This window comes from Streptomyces sp. NPDC051064 (assembly GCF_044455985.1).
GTDB lineage: Bacteria > Actinomycetota > Actinomycetes > Streptomycetales > Streptomycetaceae > Streptomyces.
The window spans coordinates 498737-515092 of record NZ_JBITFK010000005.1 but is presented as its reverse complement, the minus strand read 5'-3'; the positions used below and the strand labels follow the sequence as shown (position 1 = coordinate 515092).

Sequence of the window (16356 nt, the reverse complement as noted above, 5' to 3'; positions counted from 1 at the left end):
CGCTCGGCGCCCGTGACGTTCGCCTGCAGGTCCTCGTGCTCGAAGCGGCCGCGGGCATGGCGGCGGCCGACCTCCTCGAGCTTGGCATTGGACCAGCAGTGGGAGACTGCGAACAGGTCGATCAGGGCGCAGGGCGCTTCGCGATCGGGGAGGGTATGGATCTTGGTCTCGACTGTCGGCCATGACGCTCGTTTGACGCTCTGGGCGTCCGTATACAGACCGATGAGTCGAGAAAGAGCATCTGACCTGGGCTTTTCCGTGACTCGCCCAGGCCAACGTCTTTCCGATGACGCACCATGTTGAGTGTGTCGCGAACCTTGAGCCTGCTGAAAAGGGCCGCTGAACTGCAGTTTCGTCCAGTGTGCATGATGGGCGTTGCGTGCGTCACGGGCGATATCTTGACGCATGAACGACGCACATGACGCACGTTTGACGCATGTTCTGATGGGGCGTCAGGCAGCTGTTCTTGCAGGTGACGGACGGTCAGGTGCTCCCTGTGGGAAGCCCGTCTTTACCGTCTCTTGGTGATGCGAAGGGCCCTTCCGGTGCGTGCTGAGTCAGCGTGTTCATATGGTTCAGTTCTGGCGGAGGGCGTCGGAGACCGCCTTGGCTCCGCCGTGCGTCGTGTACCCGCCGTCGACGGGGATGTCGGCACCGCTGATGAACGACGACTCGTCGGACAGCGGGAACGTGACCAGCGGTGTGATGTCGTCGACGGTGCCGGTGCGGCCGAGCGGGGTGTAGCGCAGGGTCGTGTCGCGGAAGGCCGGGGGCGCGGTGGCGGTCATCTCGGTCTCGACGAAGCCGGGGTGCTGGGTGTTGACGCGGATGCCGCGCGGGCCGAGTTCCATCGCCGCGGTGCGGGACAGGCCGCGCAGCGCCCATTTGCTGGTGTTGTACGCGACCGGGTAGTGGGCGGTGAGCGCATTATGTGGATGATGGCTATCCATCGCACAGATTTCACCTGGTCAGCGCCGAACAGTAAGGGGCAGCCCGTGAACCTGGCCCGCCTGGACCTCAACCTCGTCGTCGCCCTGCGTGCCCTGCTGGAAGAGCGCAATGTCACTCGCGCCGGGCATCGCGTCGGGTTGAGCCAGCCCGCCATGAGCGCCGCTCCGGCCCGCCTGCGACGGCACTTCGATGACGACCTGCTCGCCCGGGTCGGCGTCACTACGAGCTGACCGCCCTCGGCCAGGTCCTCCTCGACCGCACGTCCACCGCCTACGACGTGCTCGAGCGCCTCTTCGCCAGCCAGGCCGAGTTCGACGCGGCCAACGAGAATCGCGAGTTCAAGCTGGTGGCGTCCGACTACGCCGTGTCCGTGTTCGGCGCCGAACTCGCCCGCGTCGTGCACGAGGAGGCCCCCGGCATGCGGCTCCGCTTCACGCAGACCCCATCCACCGCGGTCGAGGACACCGCCATGTTGCTCAGCACGGTCGATGGGCTGTTGATGCCGCACGGCATCATCAGTGACTTCCCCGCGACCGACCTCTACGACGATCGTTGGGTCTTCCTCGTGGCGCAGGACCACCCGAGCGTCGACGACCGGCTCACGCGGGAGGACCTGGCCCGTCTGCCGTGGGTCACGTATCAGCGCACCTACGACGCGCCCGCCGTACGTCAGCTCGGAATGCTCGGCATCGCGCCGCAGGTGGAGGTCTCGGTGGACAGCTTCCCACTCCTGCCGCTGCTGGTGGCGGGTACCCGGCGGATCGCCCTGATTCAGGCCCGCCTCGCTCAGGTGCTGGGACCACTGGCGGGCGTGCGCGTCATCGAGCCGCCGTACGCGGCAGTCCCCCTGCAAGAAGCGATGTGGTGGCATCCCGTGCACACCCATGACGCGGCCCACATCTGGCTGCGTGAGACAGCTGCCCGGGTCGGCAGGAGACTGGCAAAGGTACGTGAGAGTGAGATCCCTGCCTGAGGCAGCGAGGTGGTTGCGCTCGCGGTGGCGCGACGGGAGGACATCGATCCGGTGGATCTGCAGTATCCGGAGATCCGCTCATTCCGGGAGCGGTTGGCTGGTCGCCTGGCACGCACAGTCGCGGATGGTAGGCGCTGCTTGCCGCGTAGGATTGCCCAATGGCCAGCGCGCAGAGGCAGATGAGCAGCTCCGGTGGAATCCGTGCTCCGAAGCAGGAGCGCAGTCAGCGGTCCTTCGACCGGGTGCTGGACACGACCCTTGAACTGCTCGCCGAGAAGGGCTACCAAGGTTTCGCGCTGACGGAGGTGAGCCGGCGATCGGGCGTCTCCGTGGGGTCGATCTACACGCGTGTGGACGGCAAGGACGACCTGCTGCGTGCGGCCCAGATCCGGTTCCAGGAGCAGTTGCTTTTCGAGCAGGAGGAGCTCACGCGGCTCGACCGCTGGGAGGGCAAACGGCTCGCCCAGCTGGTACCGGAGCTGATCGCGTCGTTCGCCGAGCTGCTGAACCGGCGCGGCAAGGTGCTCGGCGCCTTTCTGCAGCGGGGCGCGGTGGACGAGGCCATCGCAGAGGCCGGCAAGGCGGCGTACCGCGACGGCCGCGATCGTTTCGTGGAACTGGTGCTCAGCCGTCGTGACGAGATCCGGCATCCTGATCCGGCGCGCGCGGTGCTGTCCTCCTTCGTCACCACCTATGCCACGCTCGCGCGGGCGATGGCGCTCGATGTGTCCGCCGAGGCCTCGAAGGGCAGCGGCACGGACCTGCCGACGATCATCGAGGACCTGGGCGGGATGACGCTCGCGTTCCTCAGGAGCGAAGGCTGACGGGAGCGGAGCCGGCTGCCGATGCCGGTGTACGCGCGCCGCTGCGGGGCGTTGTCGTCACGCGCGTACACCGGGGTCGGTGGGTGGCGGCCGGTCTGGTTCTCAGGCGGCGCGCACGGACGGCACCAGTGTGCTGCTCCGGAGAGCGAAGGCGTGTACCTGGTCACCGAGCAGGTCGAGCTGGGCTGTGGCGCTGCGATCGGTGCAGTCGCCGTCGGGTGAGAAGAGCGGCCCCTGACCGGAGTTGAGGGTGACACCGAGCGGCGTGGGCCAGCCGCGCATCGCGTGGACGATGTTGCGCAGGGCCGTGAGTGTGGTGCCGCACGCCTGCCAGCCCGCGGCGGTGACGACGAGGCCGACGGCGCGTCCGTCGAAGTACACGCGCTGGTCCGCACGCAGGTCTTCGAGCAGGTCAAGGGCGTTCTTGACGAGGCCGGAGACGCCGCCGTGGTAGCCGGGCGACCCGATGACCAGGCCGTCCGCCCGTCGGATGGCATCCACCAACTGGCGTTGGCGGTCCGTACGTTCGGTGCGCTCGGGTGCGTAGTGGGGGAGGGAGGCCAGGAACTCCCCGCCGAAGTGTTCGGTGCGGGCGCCGCGTCGCTCGGCGGCGGCGAGCGACGCACGCACGGCGAGTTCGCTGCTGGAACCTGGGCGGGTGGTGCCGCCGATTCCAACGATCAGGTGACTCATCGCTTGTCTCCTGCCGGCGCGGAGGTACGGAAGCGGGGCATGACCTCGCGGGCGAACAGGTTCAGTGAGGACTGGGTGAGGGCGTAGCGCTCAGGGGTGAGCGGGCCGTTGGTGAAGCCCAGCAGGACGTTGCCGACGCCCAACTTCTTGTAGTGGCACAGTTGTTCGGCGACCGTGTCCGGGCTGCCGTACAGGCACCAGGTGCGGATCCACTCCTCGCTCAGTGCGTTCGGGGCCTGGGCGGAGGTCAGGTCGACGCCGCTGATGCCCTCGGCGCGCTTGTTGTACGCGTACTCGCGGTCGATCGCTTCCTGGTAGCCCCGGAGGATGAACTCCAGCTCCTCACGGGCCTGTCCGTCGGTCTCGGCGACGTGGACGCACTGGTAGGAGTGCGTGGTCCAGGACATGCAGTCGTCGATGACGGCCTGCGGGTGGCCGGAGGATGCCATCGCCGTGCGGTAGGCGTCGAAGTACTTCTGGAAGGCGGTGGAAGGTTCGCCGCTCGCGGGGATCGGCGGCACGAAGGCGGGGATGAACGCGGGCCAGCCGTACTTCGCCGCGCGCGCCGTGCTGGACTCGCGCAGCGCCACACTCATCAGACGCCGGCGGTCGCTGTAGGGCGCGGGCACGATGCGCTGGACGACGGCACCCTTGTACGGGCCGTGCTCGAAGAGGATCGGCTCGTCGTCGATCTTTTTGTCCCACAGCCGCTGGACCAGTTCGACCTGGGCTTCCATCAGGCCCTTGGAGTCCTGGAAGTCGACGCCGAACCCTATGGTCTCCTCCGGGGTCGTGCCCGACCCGATGCCGACGAGCAGCTTGCCCTTGGTGAGGTGGTCCAGCAGGTTCACGCGCTCGGCGAACCGGACCGGGTGGTGCAGCGGCAGCGTCGTCACGGAGAAGCCGTAGTGGACGTTCTTCGTCTGCGCGGCCAGGTGGGCGGCGAACAGGAACGGGTCCGAGGACATCGGCGCGTAGCCGGTGAAGTGGTGGTCCGGCAGGAAGACCGCATCGAAGCCGAGCCGGTCGGCCTCCAGGGCGTGCTCGGTGAGGGCCTGGATGACATAGGCGTCGTCGGTGGGTGACATGGAGCGGCCGACGAGGAAGGTGGAGAAGCGCACGAGGCACCTCCAGGAAGAGGAATCAGAATTGTGATTCTGAAATTAGGAGGAAGGGGGGTGGTGAGTCAAGGTCCGGTCGTTGACCGGTGGTGGTGGCTGGCGTAGCGTCGCCGCGAAAAAGTAGAATCTGTCTTCTGAAAATTCGCATCGGAGGTCGCTTTGCGCCACGTTGAACGTCTCGCCCCGGCTCGCCGAGCCGCCCTCACGGCGGGTGAGACCGGGTGGAGTACCCCGGGCGAAGCGGCTCTCGGGCTACGCCCGTTGATCCTGGTCGACGGGCCGCTCGGCCTGGTCAGTCCCACCTTCGACGAGCGGGAGACCTCGCTGCTGCTGCCGAGCGGCATCGCTCTCGGGGCGACCTGGGATCCCGAGACAGTACGGCGGGTGGCGGCGGCCGAGGCGTCCGAGGCGGTGCGCCGCGGATACGACGCCGTGTACGCGCCCAACCTCAATCTGGCCAGGACCGGCCTGTCCGGGCGCACCTTCGAGATGCTCTCCGAGGACCCGGTCCTGGCCGGGGTGCTGGGGGCGGCGGTGGTCGCCGGCCTCCAGGGCCAAGGTGTGGCCGCGTTTCCCAAACACCTGGTCTGCAACGACACGGAGACGGCGCGGCAGCAGATGAGCGCCGAGGTCGACGACACCAGCTTGCGCGAGGTGTACCTGCGGCCCTTCGAACTGGCTGTGCGTGCGGGTGCTTGGGGGCTGATGGCCGCTTACAACCGGCTCAACGGAACACCGTGCGCTGCCCACGCCGATCTGCTGGAGATCGTGAAGGGCGAGTGGGGGTTCGACGGTGTCGTGGTCTCCGACTACTTCGCACTCCACGAGACACTCGGACCGGCCTGTGCCGGACTCGACCTGGAGATGCCCGGTCCCGCGATCCACTTCGGCGAGCGCCTCGCCGACGCGGTGAGCAGCGGTCAGGTGCCGCCCGAGCGCCTCGACGACGCCGTGACCCGGCTGCTCCGCCTTGCACGCAGAGTCGGCGGGATCGACGGGACCCCGCGTGCGGCGGCCGCTCCCGACGCGTACGTGCCCGCGGGGCTGTCGCACGAGGTCCTGGTCGAGGCGGCCGTGGCGTCCTTCGTCCTCGTGCGCAATGAGGGGAACCTGCTGCCGCTGGAACCGCGGTCGGTGCGCCGGATCGCCGTCCTCGGCCCCAACGCCGATTGCCCGTGCCACCAAGGTGCGACCTTCGGTCGGATCCGGCCCGTCGAGGCCCTGGTCACCCCGCTCGAAGCGCTGCGGCAGAGGTACGGCCCGCACTGCGAGGTCGTGCACGAGCGCGGAGTGGACGTGACGCCGGCGTCCTCGCTCGGCGCGTTTCACGTCACCACGCCTGTGGGAGAGCCGGGTGTGCTCCTGGAACACATACGCGGTGGCGCGACGGTGCTGAGCGAGGTGCGCGGGGACAGCGCGTTCATCTGGTTCGGTCAGGTGCCGGGTGTGGGACCTACCACCGAGCCTGGACTGCTCAGGCTGACCGCGGTCTTCACCCCGGACGCGGACGGGTGTTGGACCTTCGGGGCGGGTGGATCGGGCGCGGTGGTCGTGTCGGTGGACGGGGTGGTGCTCGCCAGGCGTGCAGCGCCTGCGGCCGCGGACGTGATGGGGCAGGTGGCGCGGGCCGAGACCAGCACCGGGGAGGTGGAGTTGACGGCTGGTCAGTCCGTCACGGTGGTGGTGGAGATGACCGGCGAGGGCAGCCGGGTGCAGGCGCTGACCGTCTCCTGTGCCCCGCCTGCGGCGCCCGGCGCGCTGGAGCGGGCGCGCGCGGCTGCAGCGCGGGCCGACGCAGTTGTCCTCGTCGTCGGTGACGAACTGGAGACCTCGCGCGAGAGCAGGGACCTGGAGAACTCGGCGCTCCCCGACGAACAAGTGCGGCTCATCGACGCGGTGACCAGGGCCAACCCCCGTACGGCGGTGGTGGTGAACGCCGGGCGGCCCGTCGACGCCCCCTGGGCGGGCGAGGTCGCGGCGGTCGTGCAGGGCTGGTTCGCCGGACAGGGGTTCGGCGAAGCGCTGGCCCGGATTGTGAGCGGGGACGACGAACCCGGAGGCCGGATGCCGGTGACGGTGCCCCTGAGCGATGCCGACCGCTCGACCCATGGCGAGGGCCTCGACGACACGCTGCGCCGCGACTACACCGCCGCGGAGCCGACCGGCTACCGCCACCTGACCCGCACCGGGACGAGGGCCCGCTTCGCCTTCGGTTCCGGGTTCGGCTACACGAGCTGGCGCTGGGGAACAGCGCGCTTGGAGCGGCGTACGGACGATTGCGTGATCCGCCAGGAAGTGGTCAACTCCGGGTCCCGCAGCGGCAGGGAGGTCGTGCAGGTGTATGTGCGGGCACCGGGGGAGCGGGACGCGCGGCTCGCGGGCTTCGGAGGCATCCGGCTCGCCCCCGGCGGGCGCGGTGAGGTGCGGGTGTCCCTTGATCCCCGTACGTGGGAGCGGTGGGACGTCGCAGCGGGTCGCTGGGCGGTGCCCGCCGGCCGTCACGAGGTGCTGGTGGCACGGTCGGCGGAGGAGGTTGTGCATCGGCTGACAGTCGAGAGGTGACGCGGAAAGCGGAAGGTGGAGGAGACGGTCTCGTCTCCTCCACCTTCCGCCTTTTGTTCATCTCACAACGCGGTGACGATCTCCCGTATCGCCCGCAGTGACGTGAGGGACTCGGTGCTCGGGAAGTACTCCAGGCCGAACGGCCCGTCGTAGCCGAGCCGGCGCAGCGTGCGCAGTTGTGCGGCCCAGTCCACCGTGCCGGTTCCCGGCTCCGAGCGGTCCGGCAGGTCGGCCATCTGTACGTGCGAGACGAGATCGACCGCGCCGGCCAGCACGTCCTCGGGCGCCTCGCCCATCTGCAGCGAGTGGTAGGCGTCGTAGAGCAGCGCGAGTCCGGGCGAGCCGACCTCTCGTACGGCGGCCAGGCACTCGATGGTCGTGTCGAACAGGGTGCCGGGATGGTCGACCTTGGTGTTCAGGTTTTCCAGGAGCAGGGTGACACCGTACTCGGCGGCGATGTCGGCGCCCGCCTTCAACGCGTCGACGGCGATGCGGTGTTGGACGGCCCGCTTCATGTACGGCAGGCCGACGCCCGAGCCGGTCACGATGCGGGTGCAGCCCACGGAGGATGCGGCTTGCGCCGCCGCGTGGACATGGCCGACGAACGCTTCGCGGGTCGAGGCGTCGGCCAGCGTGAGGCGGCCCTCGACGAGCAGCGTGTGCAGGGTCGAACCGCAGGCGTCCAGCGCCTTGCGGACGTTTCCCAGGTCCTTGTCGCTGTGCGACCAGATCTCCACGACGCCGATGCCGTGATCGGCCGCGGTGCGGATACGGTCGCCGAGGTCGTCGCCCACCTCCTTGAACAGCAGCTCGACGTTGACGGAGAGGGGAAGGCTTGCGGACACGGAGACTCCAGAAGTGGAGAAGGGAACCCCGCGACGGTAACCGCGGGGGGAGCAGTCGATGCCCGTGCCGTGTGCGCGGGCGGCGGAAGAAAGGGGTGTCTGTTCAGGTGGAAGGAAAGAGGGTGCCTGCTCAGCGGGGCAACAGCCGCTGTGCGTACCAGCCGTTGAGCATCGCGCTGCGCGCCGGATTGGGTGTCTGGTCGCTCTCGAAGACGGCCCAGCCGGCCCAGGCGTGGGCGCGCAACCGCTCGGCCAGTGCCGGGAAGTCGACCAGGCCGCCCGCGGTGCCGCACTCGTAGAACCAGCGCTCTACGCCGCGCGTGCCGCCCTCGGACAGGAACGATGCCTCGGCGTACGGGGCGAGGCGCTCGCCGTCCATGTCGACGTGTCGGGTGTCCTTGAGGTGGAGGTGGTCGACCCGGTCGTGGTGGGTGTCGAAGACCTGGACGGGGTCGAGTCCGGCGACGGTCAGTTCCGCGGTGTCGAGCGTCAGTCCGACGAGCGCGGGGTCGGTCTCGGCGAGCAGTGCGGTCAGCGTGGTCCCGTCGGCGGCGGCGCTGAGGCAGTCGACGTGCAGGGACAGGCGTACGCCGGTGTCGGCGACGGCCGCGCCGACCGTGTTCCAGCCGGCCGCAGCGTGCGCGATGCGCGTCCGGTCCAGCGGTGGTTCGAGGGACCAGGCGGCCGGAAGGGCGCGTACGACGAGCCGCGAACCGCCGGCCTCGGCGAGGAACTCCGCGAACGGCAGCAGGGATCGGGCGATATCCGAGTGCTGGGCGGGGTCGAGGATGGAACGGCCCCGGCTCAGCTCCTCGTCGACCGGCTCGCCCGGGTCGACGTACCAACTGCTGACCGCGGCAAGCCCGGTGCGGCGCACCAGGTCCAGGAAGGTTCCGGTCGAACCGTAGGTGGCCGTGATGGAGGCGGGGCGGCCCAGCGGGTCCCAGCGGCCGGTGCCGCCGCGCAGTTCGACGCCTGTGAATCCGCAGGCGGCGATCACTTTCAGGGCGCGTTCGTGCTGCTCGACGCGGGTGAAGTCGTCGAAGTTCGGCTTCCATTGATTGATGGCGTAGCCCAGGCGGATCGGGGCGGCGGTGCTCATGCGTAGATCTCCGAGAGGACGTTGCGGGCGTACCACATGGACAGGGCGGTGGCCTCGGCGTAGTCGCCGGTGATGTTGGCCTTGTCGTGCTCCACGCTGATCCATCCCTCGTAGCCGACGTCCTTGATGGCGCGCATCAGGCGCGGGAAGTCGACCAGGCCGCCATCGGTGCCCATCTCGTGGAACCACTGCGCGGTCTGCGGGGCCATCAGCTCCGCGTCGGGGCTGTGCCGGTACGCCTCGGTGGTGTCGCGCTGCCGGGTGTCCTTGAAGTGGAAGCCCGAGCAGCGTTCGTGCAGGTCCATGAAGAGGGCGACCGGGTCGATGCTCGCGATGCAGTGCTGGGCGGTGTCGCAGAAGAAGGAGACGTACCGCGGGTCGGTCCACTCGTAGAACTTGCGGATGTCGTCCTCGGTGCGGATCGCGCAGAAGAACTCGTGGTGGCAGGTGGTGCGGACGCCGAACTCGGTGAGCGTCATCTCGCCCACCCGGTTCCAGCACTCGGCCGCCGCCTTGATCTTGTCGTCGGTGACTGGTGCGGTCTGTGTGTACAGGCTCGCGGGCATGACGATGAGGCTCTCGATGTCGAGCGCGTCCCACATGCCCAGCATGCGGCGGGTGCTCGTGACGATCTCGTCGTGGGTCTCGCGGACGTGGGCGTCCGCGACGCGGGGGTCGTACATAATCCCGCGGAAGAGATTGACGATCTTAGCTATGCCGTGGTCGCGCAGATGGCGCTGGTAGTTCTCGACCGAGCCGTACATCCCGGTCAGGGCGTAGACCTGGAAGTCGAACATGTCCAGGCCCTCGAAGCCCACCGCGCTGATCTGCTTGACGAAGTCGTCCATGTGGCGGCGGGCGGCGTACTGGGTGACGGGTCCGCGCGGGCTGTCCACCCGCCAGTGATCCATGTAGCTCCAGCGGAGCGCGTTCATCGGCGTTCAACTCCCAAGGACAGGGCGGTGCTCGGCGCGGGCCGCCGAACGTATCTAAGCAGAATCACGATTCTGATACTAGGAGGTGCGGGCGCTCGCCAAGGTGTGGGCGGGCATGCGCAGGGCGACGGCCAGGCCGCAGGCGAAGCACGCGGCGGCCGTGGCGAACACCGTGGTGAACGCGGCCCCGTACGCGGCGTGGTCGGCGGTGAGTGCGTGTCCCGCGACGGCGCCGAGGGCCGCGCCGCCGGCCAGCACGCCGATCTCCCGGGTGAAGGCCATCCCTGCGGTCACCGCTCCGGTTGCCGTGCGGTCGCTCGCGTCCTGTGCGACGACCACCACGACCTGCATGAACAGGCCCGTTCCCAGGCCCAGTTGGGCCAGCAGCGCCGCGACCAGCGGCAGGGGGAGCGTGCCCCGGCTGAATACGGCCAGGGTCGCGGTCGCCAGTGCGGACAGTGCGCAGCCGGCGATCGGGTACGGGCGCCAGTGCCCCCGGCGCCGCACCGCGCGCCCGGAACCGTTCATCCCCACGACGATCCCGGCGGTGACCGGCAGCAGCATCAGCCCCGCCGTCGTCGCGGACGTGGCGTAGGCCCCCTGGATCCACGTGGGGACGTAGGCGAGCACGCCGAACAGGCCGATGCCGCCCACCAGGGCCAGCAGGCAGCATAGCGAGACGGGCCGGCGGGCCAGGATCCGTACCGGCAGCACCGGGTCGGCGACGCGATGCTCCCACCGCACGGCGATCGTGGCCAGCAGGGCGGTGGCGAGCGCTGCCGCGCAGGTCCGCGCGGTCCAGCCGGACTCGGCGACGGCCAGGGTGACCAGCACGAGGCCGGCCGACGCGGCGGCGAGCAGGCCCGCGCCCACCGTGTCGAAGGTGCGGCCCCGGCCCCGGCGCGAGGCCGCAGCAGGCACTGCCGCGAGGACGAGCGCCGTCGCCGCGACGCCGAGCGGCAGGTTCAGCCAGAAGATCCACCGCCAGGAGGCGGCATCCGTGAGCCAGCCGCCGAGCAGCGGGCTCACCACGGTGGCGACGGAGAACACGGCGCCGAGCGGGCCGAGGTAGGCGGCGCGCTCGCGTGCGGGCACCGCATCGGCCACCACGGCCTGGGGCAGGGTCAACAACCCTGCGCCGCCTATCCCTTGGGCCAGCCTGGCCGCGGCGAGGGACTCGACGCCACCCGCTACTCCACAGGCGGCCGACGCCGCGACGAACACGGCGATGGCGGCCACGAGGACCAAGCGGCGACCGAATCGGTCGCCGAGCGCACCGACGGCCGGCATGGCCGCGGTCAGGGTGAGGACGTACGCGGTGACGATCCATGAGGCGCGCCACGGTGTGCCGAGATCGGTCACGATCGCCGGGAGCGCTGTCGCGACGACGGTCTGGTCGAGCGCTCCGAGGGCGGTGACGAGCACCAGGCAGACGAACAGGCTGCGACGAGGCTTTCCGGCCGCGCGCAGGGAGGCATTTCGGGCCACGGGGACTCCAGCGACTGACGGCGGCTTCGGGCGCGGGAGAGGGGTCGGCTTCCCGTCGGGCGGCTCACGGCACGCCCCGCCGTCGCCGGGCATTGTGCCTTCGGACGCTCCGGTTCCGCTGCCGGTCTGCCGTTCGGGACGGTCGGTGTGGATGCATGACATGTTCGCGACGTCGGAATCTGTGCTGGTCAGAATGGGTGAAGCCGGAAGGTATCCATGCCGTAGATAAGTAGAATCCGAATTTTGAATTCACTTTCTCTTGTGCCGCACCCCGCAGTGGTGTGCTCTGTGCGTCGAGGGCGCCGCTGTGGCGCCGTGCACGCAAAGGAGCGGAGCACATTGGACATCACCAGTAGTGAGATCAAGCCGCAGACGGGTCGCGGGACGGCGGTCCGGCTCGGCTGGCGGGAGAAGTGTGGCTACGGAGCCGGAGACCTCGCCTCGAACCTCTCCTGGAATCTCGTCGGCGGATTCCTGCTCTACTACTACACCGACGTCGCCGTCCTGCCGACCGCGATGCTGGGCACGCTCTTCCTCGTCGCCCGCCTTCTGGACGCAGTCATCGACCCGGCCATCGGTGTTCTGGTGGACCGCACCAAGTCCCGCTGGGGCAAGGCCCGTCCGTACCTGGTCTTCGCGTCGGTACCCTTCGGCATCGTCGGGGTGCTCGCGTTCACCGTTCCGGATGTGGGCGAGAGCGGAAAGCTGATCTATGCATTCCTGACCTACCTGACGCTCGGTCTGCTCTTCTCGCTGGTCAACGTCCCCTACAGCTCGATGCTGCCGATGATGACGCGCGACCCCGACGAGCGGATGCAGATGGGCAGTCTGCGGGCGATCGGCAGCTCGGTCGGCTCGATCATCGTGACCGCGTCGACGACGCCATTCGTCGCCTGGCTGGGCGCGGGAAGTGAACAGCGCGGCTGGACGATCGCGACCGTGATCTACGGTGTGCTCAGCATCGGGTTCTTCCTTGTCACCTTCCTGACCTGCAGAGAGCGTTACGCGCTCCCTGTCGAGACGGAAAGGATGGGTCTGTCCGCGTCGTTCAGGACCCTGTGGGGCAACCGCCCCTGGAAGGTCACCTTCGTCTACGGAGTGCTCAACTTCATCCGGCTCTCGCTCGTTCTTGCCGTCGCCATCTACTTCGCGCTCTCCGTTCTGAACAAGCCGTGGGCGATCTCGGTCCTACTGCCGCTGGTGTCGGGGACGATGCTCGCGGGTGGCATCGTCGCGCCGTTCTACTACCGCCGCTTCGGCAAGCGCCGCGGCAACCTCCTTGCACTCGCCGTCGGCTTCGTCGCATGGGCCGCGCTCTTCCCGTTCGAGGGCAACTTCCCGGTCTTCCTGGCCGTCTACACCGTCGCCACACTCGCCATCGCGGTGTCGATGATCTCGATGTTCACGATGGTCGCCGAAGCGGTCGAGTACCAGCAGTGGCGCTACGGAACCCGCAACGAAGGGCTGCTCTCCTCCGGAATCAGCTTCGCCACCAAGGTCGGCTCCGCGGTGGGTTCGGCGGTCGTCGCATACGGCCTCGCGCTCGCCGGATACCACCCGGGCGTGACGGAAGGCGGCGCGCTCACGGCGATCCGGATCATGTTCTACGGCGGGCCGCTGGTGCTCGTCGTCGCGCAGGCCGTCACGATGCTCTTCTGGGACATGGACGGCCGGCACGAGCAGATCCGCGCGGACATCGACCGTGCCGCCGAGGTCCGCGCCGCAGGCCGTCCGTAGGGTCCACCTCTGCCTCACGTCCCATGGGCAGGGGCTCATTGCGGACCAAAAAACAGAATCAGAATCTTGAAATTGAAATCTGTGGGGCCCAGACTGGGCCCCACAGATCCTCACAGATCCTCCGAAGGATACGAAAGAGCCGCCATGACCTCCTCAATACCCTCCTCCGAGCGGGCGCCGCACCGCGTCCGGCGTGGAGTCAGTCTCTACTCGTTCCAGGAGGAGTACTTCCTGCGAACCCTGTCCGTGGAGGACTGCGTCGCCGCCGCGGCCGACATGGGGGCCCGTGGTATCGAGATCATCCCGGAACAGTCGATTCCCGGCTACCCCCGCCTGACGGACGAGTTCGTCGCTCGCTGGCAGGAGTGGATGAGCCGCTACGGCACGACGCCGGTCGCCACCAACGCCTTCCTCGACACCAAGCTCCACCCCGGCCGCCTCCTGACCCTGGACGAGCAGACCGCGTCCGTCCAGCGCGACATCGACATCGCGGTCCGGCTCGGCGCCCCGATCGTGAAGGCGACGATCAACTTCTCGCCTGAGGTGATGGCGGCCTCGGCGCCGTACGCGCGGGACCAGGGAGTCCGGTTCCTCCTGGAAGTCCATGCACCGTTCCACCTGGAGCACCCGTGGGTCCAGGCGCACTTGGAGGTCATGCACCGCGTCGGCCCGGATGTGCTGGGCCTCATGCCCGACATGGGTATCCACGTACGCCGCTTCCCGCGCGTGGTCAGCGAGCGCGCGCTGCGCGACGGGGCCCGACCCGAACTCGTCGACTACATCGTGCGCACCTACGACGACCATGGCGACACCCACGCACTCATGGACATCGTCAACTACCGCGGCGGCGGCCCCGTCGATTTTGCCCTGGCCCGGCAGGCGACCCACTACATCTGGACCGAGCCCAAGGACATGCTCGACCACATGGCCTTCGTCGGCCACGTCCAGGCGAAGTTCTACGAGATGACGGACGACGCCGAAGGGGGCCACGAGTTCAGCATTCCGTACGAGGAGATCGTCCCGGTGTACGCCGACGGGGGATTCGACGGCTACTTCTCCAGCGAGTACGAGGGCAACCGGCACATCCAGGATGTGTTCGAGGTCGACAGCGTCGAGCAGGTGCGCCGACAGCAGCGCCTGCTCGCGCGCCTCATCGGCGAGTTCGCCTGACCGCCGCACCTCGCCTCAACACCGCAGGGAGACAATCATGTTCGAGAAGTACATCGTCTGTGAGAACAGTCTGCGCCACCGTGGCGACGGCCGTCCGGGCGGCGAGATCGAAGTCCGGATGCCCTACTACCGGGGTCTGTTCCTGTCCATGGTGGAAGCCGTCGACCTCACCCTTGACGGTCAGCCGGTCCCACCCGGCCGCACCACGTTCACCGTGCGCGATTCCACGTACACCTTCGCCGAGATGCCCCATGTCACCGGCGACCGCTGGGAGATGGGCGAGCGCGCGGTCCTCGCCTTCGAAGCCGACGAGCCGCTCGCGCCCGGAGCGCACGATGTCGCCGTCGTGGTGCGGCTGCGCATCTCGTACATGCCGGTGTCGGGCGGCGGGCGCGACCACAAGCAGCTCGTCCTCGAAGGGGCGTGAGCATGGGGAACGGGAACAGGAACGCGGACGGCGGCACCAGGACATTCCCCGAGCACGTCGACGTGGCGATCGTCGGCAGCGGGCCGTGCGGGGCCGCGTACGCACGCATCCTGTCCGAGCAGCGACCCGACCTGCACGTGGTCACCTTCGAGGCCGGGCCGCTCCTTGCCGACCCGCCGGGCGGACACGTGAAGAACATCGCAGATCCGGACGAGCGGGCGAGAGCCCAGCAGCGCTCTCAGGGACCGGCCCCTGCTCCGCCGGACGGCCGACTGGCCCGCCCGGGAACCTTCCTGCTCCCCGACGGGCACACCGCGCAGGGCGAGGACGGCCTGCCCAACGCGGCTATGTCCAGCAACGTCGGCGGCATGGGCGCCCACTGGACGGCGGCCTGCCCGCGCCCCGGCGGCGCCGAGCGTATCGACTTCGTGGCAGGACTCGACCAACTGCTGGACGAGGCAGAGCGGTTGCTGGATGTCGACGCTCATGCCTTTGACGACGCGCCGTTCGCCGCCGAGGTACGCAAGCGGCTCGCGGGCGCCCTGGACGGCAAGCGCCCCCAGGAGCGCGGCGTGCAGCCCATGCCACTCGCGGTGCGCCGCGACCCCGACGGCCGGCTCACCTGGTCCGGCGCAGACGTGGTCTTCGGCGAGGCGACTCGCAACAACCCGCGGCACACCCTGGCCCCCGAGGTGCTGGCGACGCGCGTTCTTGTCGAACAGGGCCATGCGGTCGGGGTGTTGATTCATGATCTGCGCGACGGTGCGACCCACGAGGTGCGGGCCCGGCGTGTCGTGATCGCCGCAGACGCGCTGCGCACCCCGCAGTTGCTGTGGGCCTCCGGGATCCGCCCGGCCGCACTGGGCCGGTACCTCAACGACCAGCCCCAGGTGGTGTTCGCGGTGCGGCTGCGCGACGTGGCCGCCGGACCAGGGGAGCGGACCGAGGGCATCGCGCGGCACAGCGGCGTGAGCTGGGTCCCGTACACCGACGAAGAACCCTTCCACGGCCAGGTGATGCAACTCGACGCATCCCCCGTACCGTTGGCCGAAGACGACGAGCCCGCGCCAGGAACCGTCGTCGGGCTCGGCTGGTTCTGCGCCAAGGACGTGCGGGCGGAGGACCGGGTCGAGTTCGACGACGAGCGCGACGACGCGTACGGCCTGCCCGCCATGCAGATTCGCTACCGGCTCACCGCCCGGGACCACGCGGCGATCGAGGCGGCCCGCGGCGCGGTGCGTCGCGCCGCCGAAGCACTCGGCGAGCCGCTCGACAACGAGCCCCGCGCCCTCGCGCTCGGCGCCTCCCTGCACTACCAGGGCACCGTCCGTGCGGGCCGCGAGAACGACGGGACGTCTGTGTGTGACGCGGACAGTCAGGTGTGGGACGTTCGCGGCCTTTACGTCGCCGGGAACGGCGTCATCCCGACCGCGACCGCCTGCAACCCGACGCTCACCTCCGTCGCCCTGGCGATCGCGGGCGCCCGGCACATCGCCGGCAACCTGCCTGCCGAAGGACGGTGACCTCC

At 69.2% G+C, this 16356-nt stretch carries 12 protein-coding genes and 2 pseudogenes; 7 read left to right on the top strand and 7 right to left on the bottom strand.

From position 1 onward, the window contains the following. Nucleotides 1–575: 575 nt before the first annotated feature. A pseudogene (locus ACIBCU_RS20540) lies at nt 576–926 on the bottom strand (SDR family NAD(P)-dependent oxidoreductase); the annotation flags it as partial. Between the two features lie 69 nt (nt 927–995). Between ACIBCU_RS20540 and ACIBCU_RS20535 the strand changes: the two are divergent. Both ACIBCU_RS20535 and ACIBCU_RS20530 read left to right on the top strand, forming a co-directional pair. Further along, nucleotides 996–1924, top strand: a pseudogene (locus ACIBCU_RS20535) (LysR family transcriptional regulator). A 158-nt stretch (nt 1925–2082) separates the two neighbouring features. Continuing rightward, the gene (locus ACIBCU_RS20530; RefSeq protein WP_362931015.1) at nt 2083–2748 is read left to right on the top strand and encodes a TetR/AcrR family transcriptional regulator; all 666 of its coding nucleotides are present in this window, start codon (nt 2083–2085) and stop codon (nt 2746–2748) included. A 102-nt stretch (nt 2749–2850) separates the two neighbouring features. Here the strand turns inward: ACIBCU_RS20530 and ACIBCU_RS20525 are convergent, their stop codons facing one another. Then, nucleotides 2851–3441: an NAD(P)H-dependent oxidoreductase gene (locus tag ACIBCU_RS20525; RefSeq protein WP_362931017.1), complete on the bottom strand. Its 591-nt coding sequence runs from the start codon at nt 3439–3441 to the stop codon at nt 2851–2853. After that, the gene (locus tag ACIBCU_RS20520) at nt 3438–4562 is read right to left on the bottom strand and encodes an LLM class flavin-dependent oxidoreductase (RefSeq protein WP_399232916.1); all 1125 of its coding nucleotides are present in this window, start codon (nt 4560–4562) and stop codon (nt 3438–3440) included. The genes ACIBCU_RS20525 and ACIBCU_RS20520 overlap by 4 nt, the downstream gene beginning before the upstream one ends. Before the next feature lie 261 nt (nt 4563–4823). Here ACIBCU_RS20520 and ACIBCU_RS20515 point away from each other — a divergent pair, with 261 nt between their 5' ends. Continuing rightward, entirely contained in the window at nt 4824–7124 is a 2301-nt protein-coding gene (locus ACIBCU_RS20515; RefSeq protein ID WP_399232915.1) for a beta-glucosidase, read from the top strand. Between the two features lie 62 nt (nt 7125–7186). Here the strand turns inward: ACIBCU_RS20515 and ACIBCU_RS20510 are convergent, their stop codons facing one another. From ACIBCU_RS20510 to ACIBCU_RS20495, 4 genes are all read right to left on the bottom strand, one after another. Then, nucleotides 7187–7969 carry a TIM barrel protein gene (locus tag ACIBCU_RS20510; protein ID WP_399232913.1) on the bottom strand — a complete coding sequence of 261 codons (783 nt, stop codon included), beginning with the start codon at nt 7967–7969 and terminating at the stop codon, nt 7187–7189. A gap of 130 nt (nt 7970–8099) precedes the next feature. Next, the gene (locus ACIBCU_RS20505; RefSeq protein WP_399232911.1) at nt 8100–9071 is read right to left on the bottom strand and encodes a sugar phosphate isomerase/epimerase family protein; all 972 of its coding nucleotides are present in this window, start codon (nt 9069–9071) and stop codon (nt 8100–8102) included. Continuing rightward, nucleotides 9068–10006 (bottom strand): sugar phosphate isomerase/epimerase family protein, encoded by a 939-nt coding sequence (locus ACIBCU_RS20500; RefSeq protein ID WP_399232909.1) that lies wholly within the window; start codon nt 10004–10006, stop codon nt 9068–9070. Before ACIBCU_RS20500 ends, ACIBCU_RS20505 begins: the two co-directional genes overlap by 4 nt. A gap of 78 nt (nt 10007–10084) precedes the next feature. Next, nucleotides 10085–11494 (bottom strand): MFS transporter, encoded by a 1410-nt coding sequence (locus ACIBCU_RS20495; protein ID WP_399232907.1) that lies wholly within the window; start codon nt 11492–11494, stop codon nt 10085–10087. Between the two features lie 339 nt (nt 11495–11833). Here ACIBCU_RS20495 and ACIBCU_RS20490 point away from each other — a divergent pair, with 339 nt between their 5' ends. The 4 genes from ACIBCU_RS20490 to ACIBCU_RS20475 all read left to right on the top strand — a co-directional run bounded on the left by ACIBCU_RS20490 (nt 11834) and on the right by ACIBCU_RS20475 (nt 16351). Continuing rightward, entirely contained in the window at nt 11834–13231 is a 1398-nt protein-coding gene (locus ACIBCU_RS20490; protein ID WP_362931031.1) for an MFS transporter, read from the top strand. Nucleotides 13232–13375: 144 nt separating this feature from the next. Then, a complete protein-coding gene (locus tag ACIBCU_RS20485; RefSeq protein ID WP_399232905.1) occupies nt 13376–14401 on the top strand; it encodes a sugar phosphate isomerase/epimerase family protein in 1026 nt (341 codons plus the stop codon). A gap of 37 nt (nt 14402–14438) precedes the next feature. Then, nucleotides 14439–14828, top strand: a complete 390-nt coding sequence (locus ACIBCU_RS20480; protein WP_399232903.1) for a DUF6379 domain-containing protein — start codon at nt 14439–14441, stop codon at nt 14826–14828. Nucleotides 14829–14830: 2 nt separating this feature from the next. Further along, nucleotides 14831–16351 (top strand): GMC oxidoreductase, encoded by a 1521-nt coding sequence (locus ACIBCU_RS20475; protein ID WP_399232901.1) that lies wholly within the window; start codon nt 14831–14833, stop codon nt 16349–16351. Nucleotides 16352–16356 lie beyond the last annotated feature (5 nt).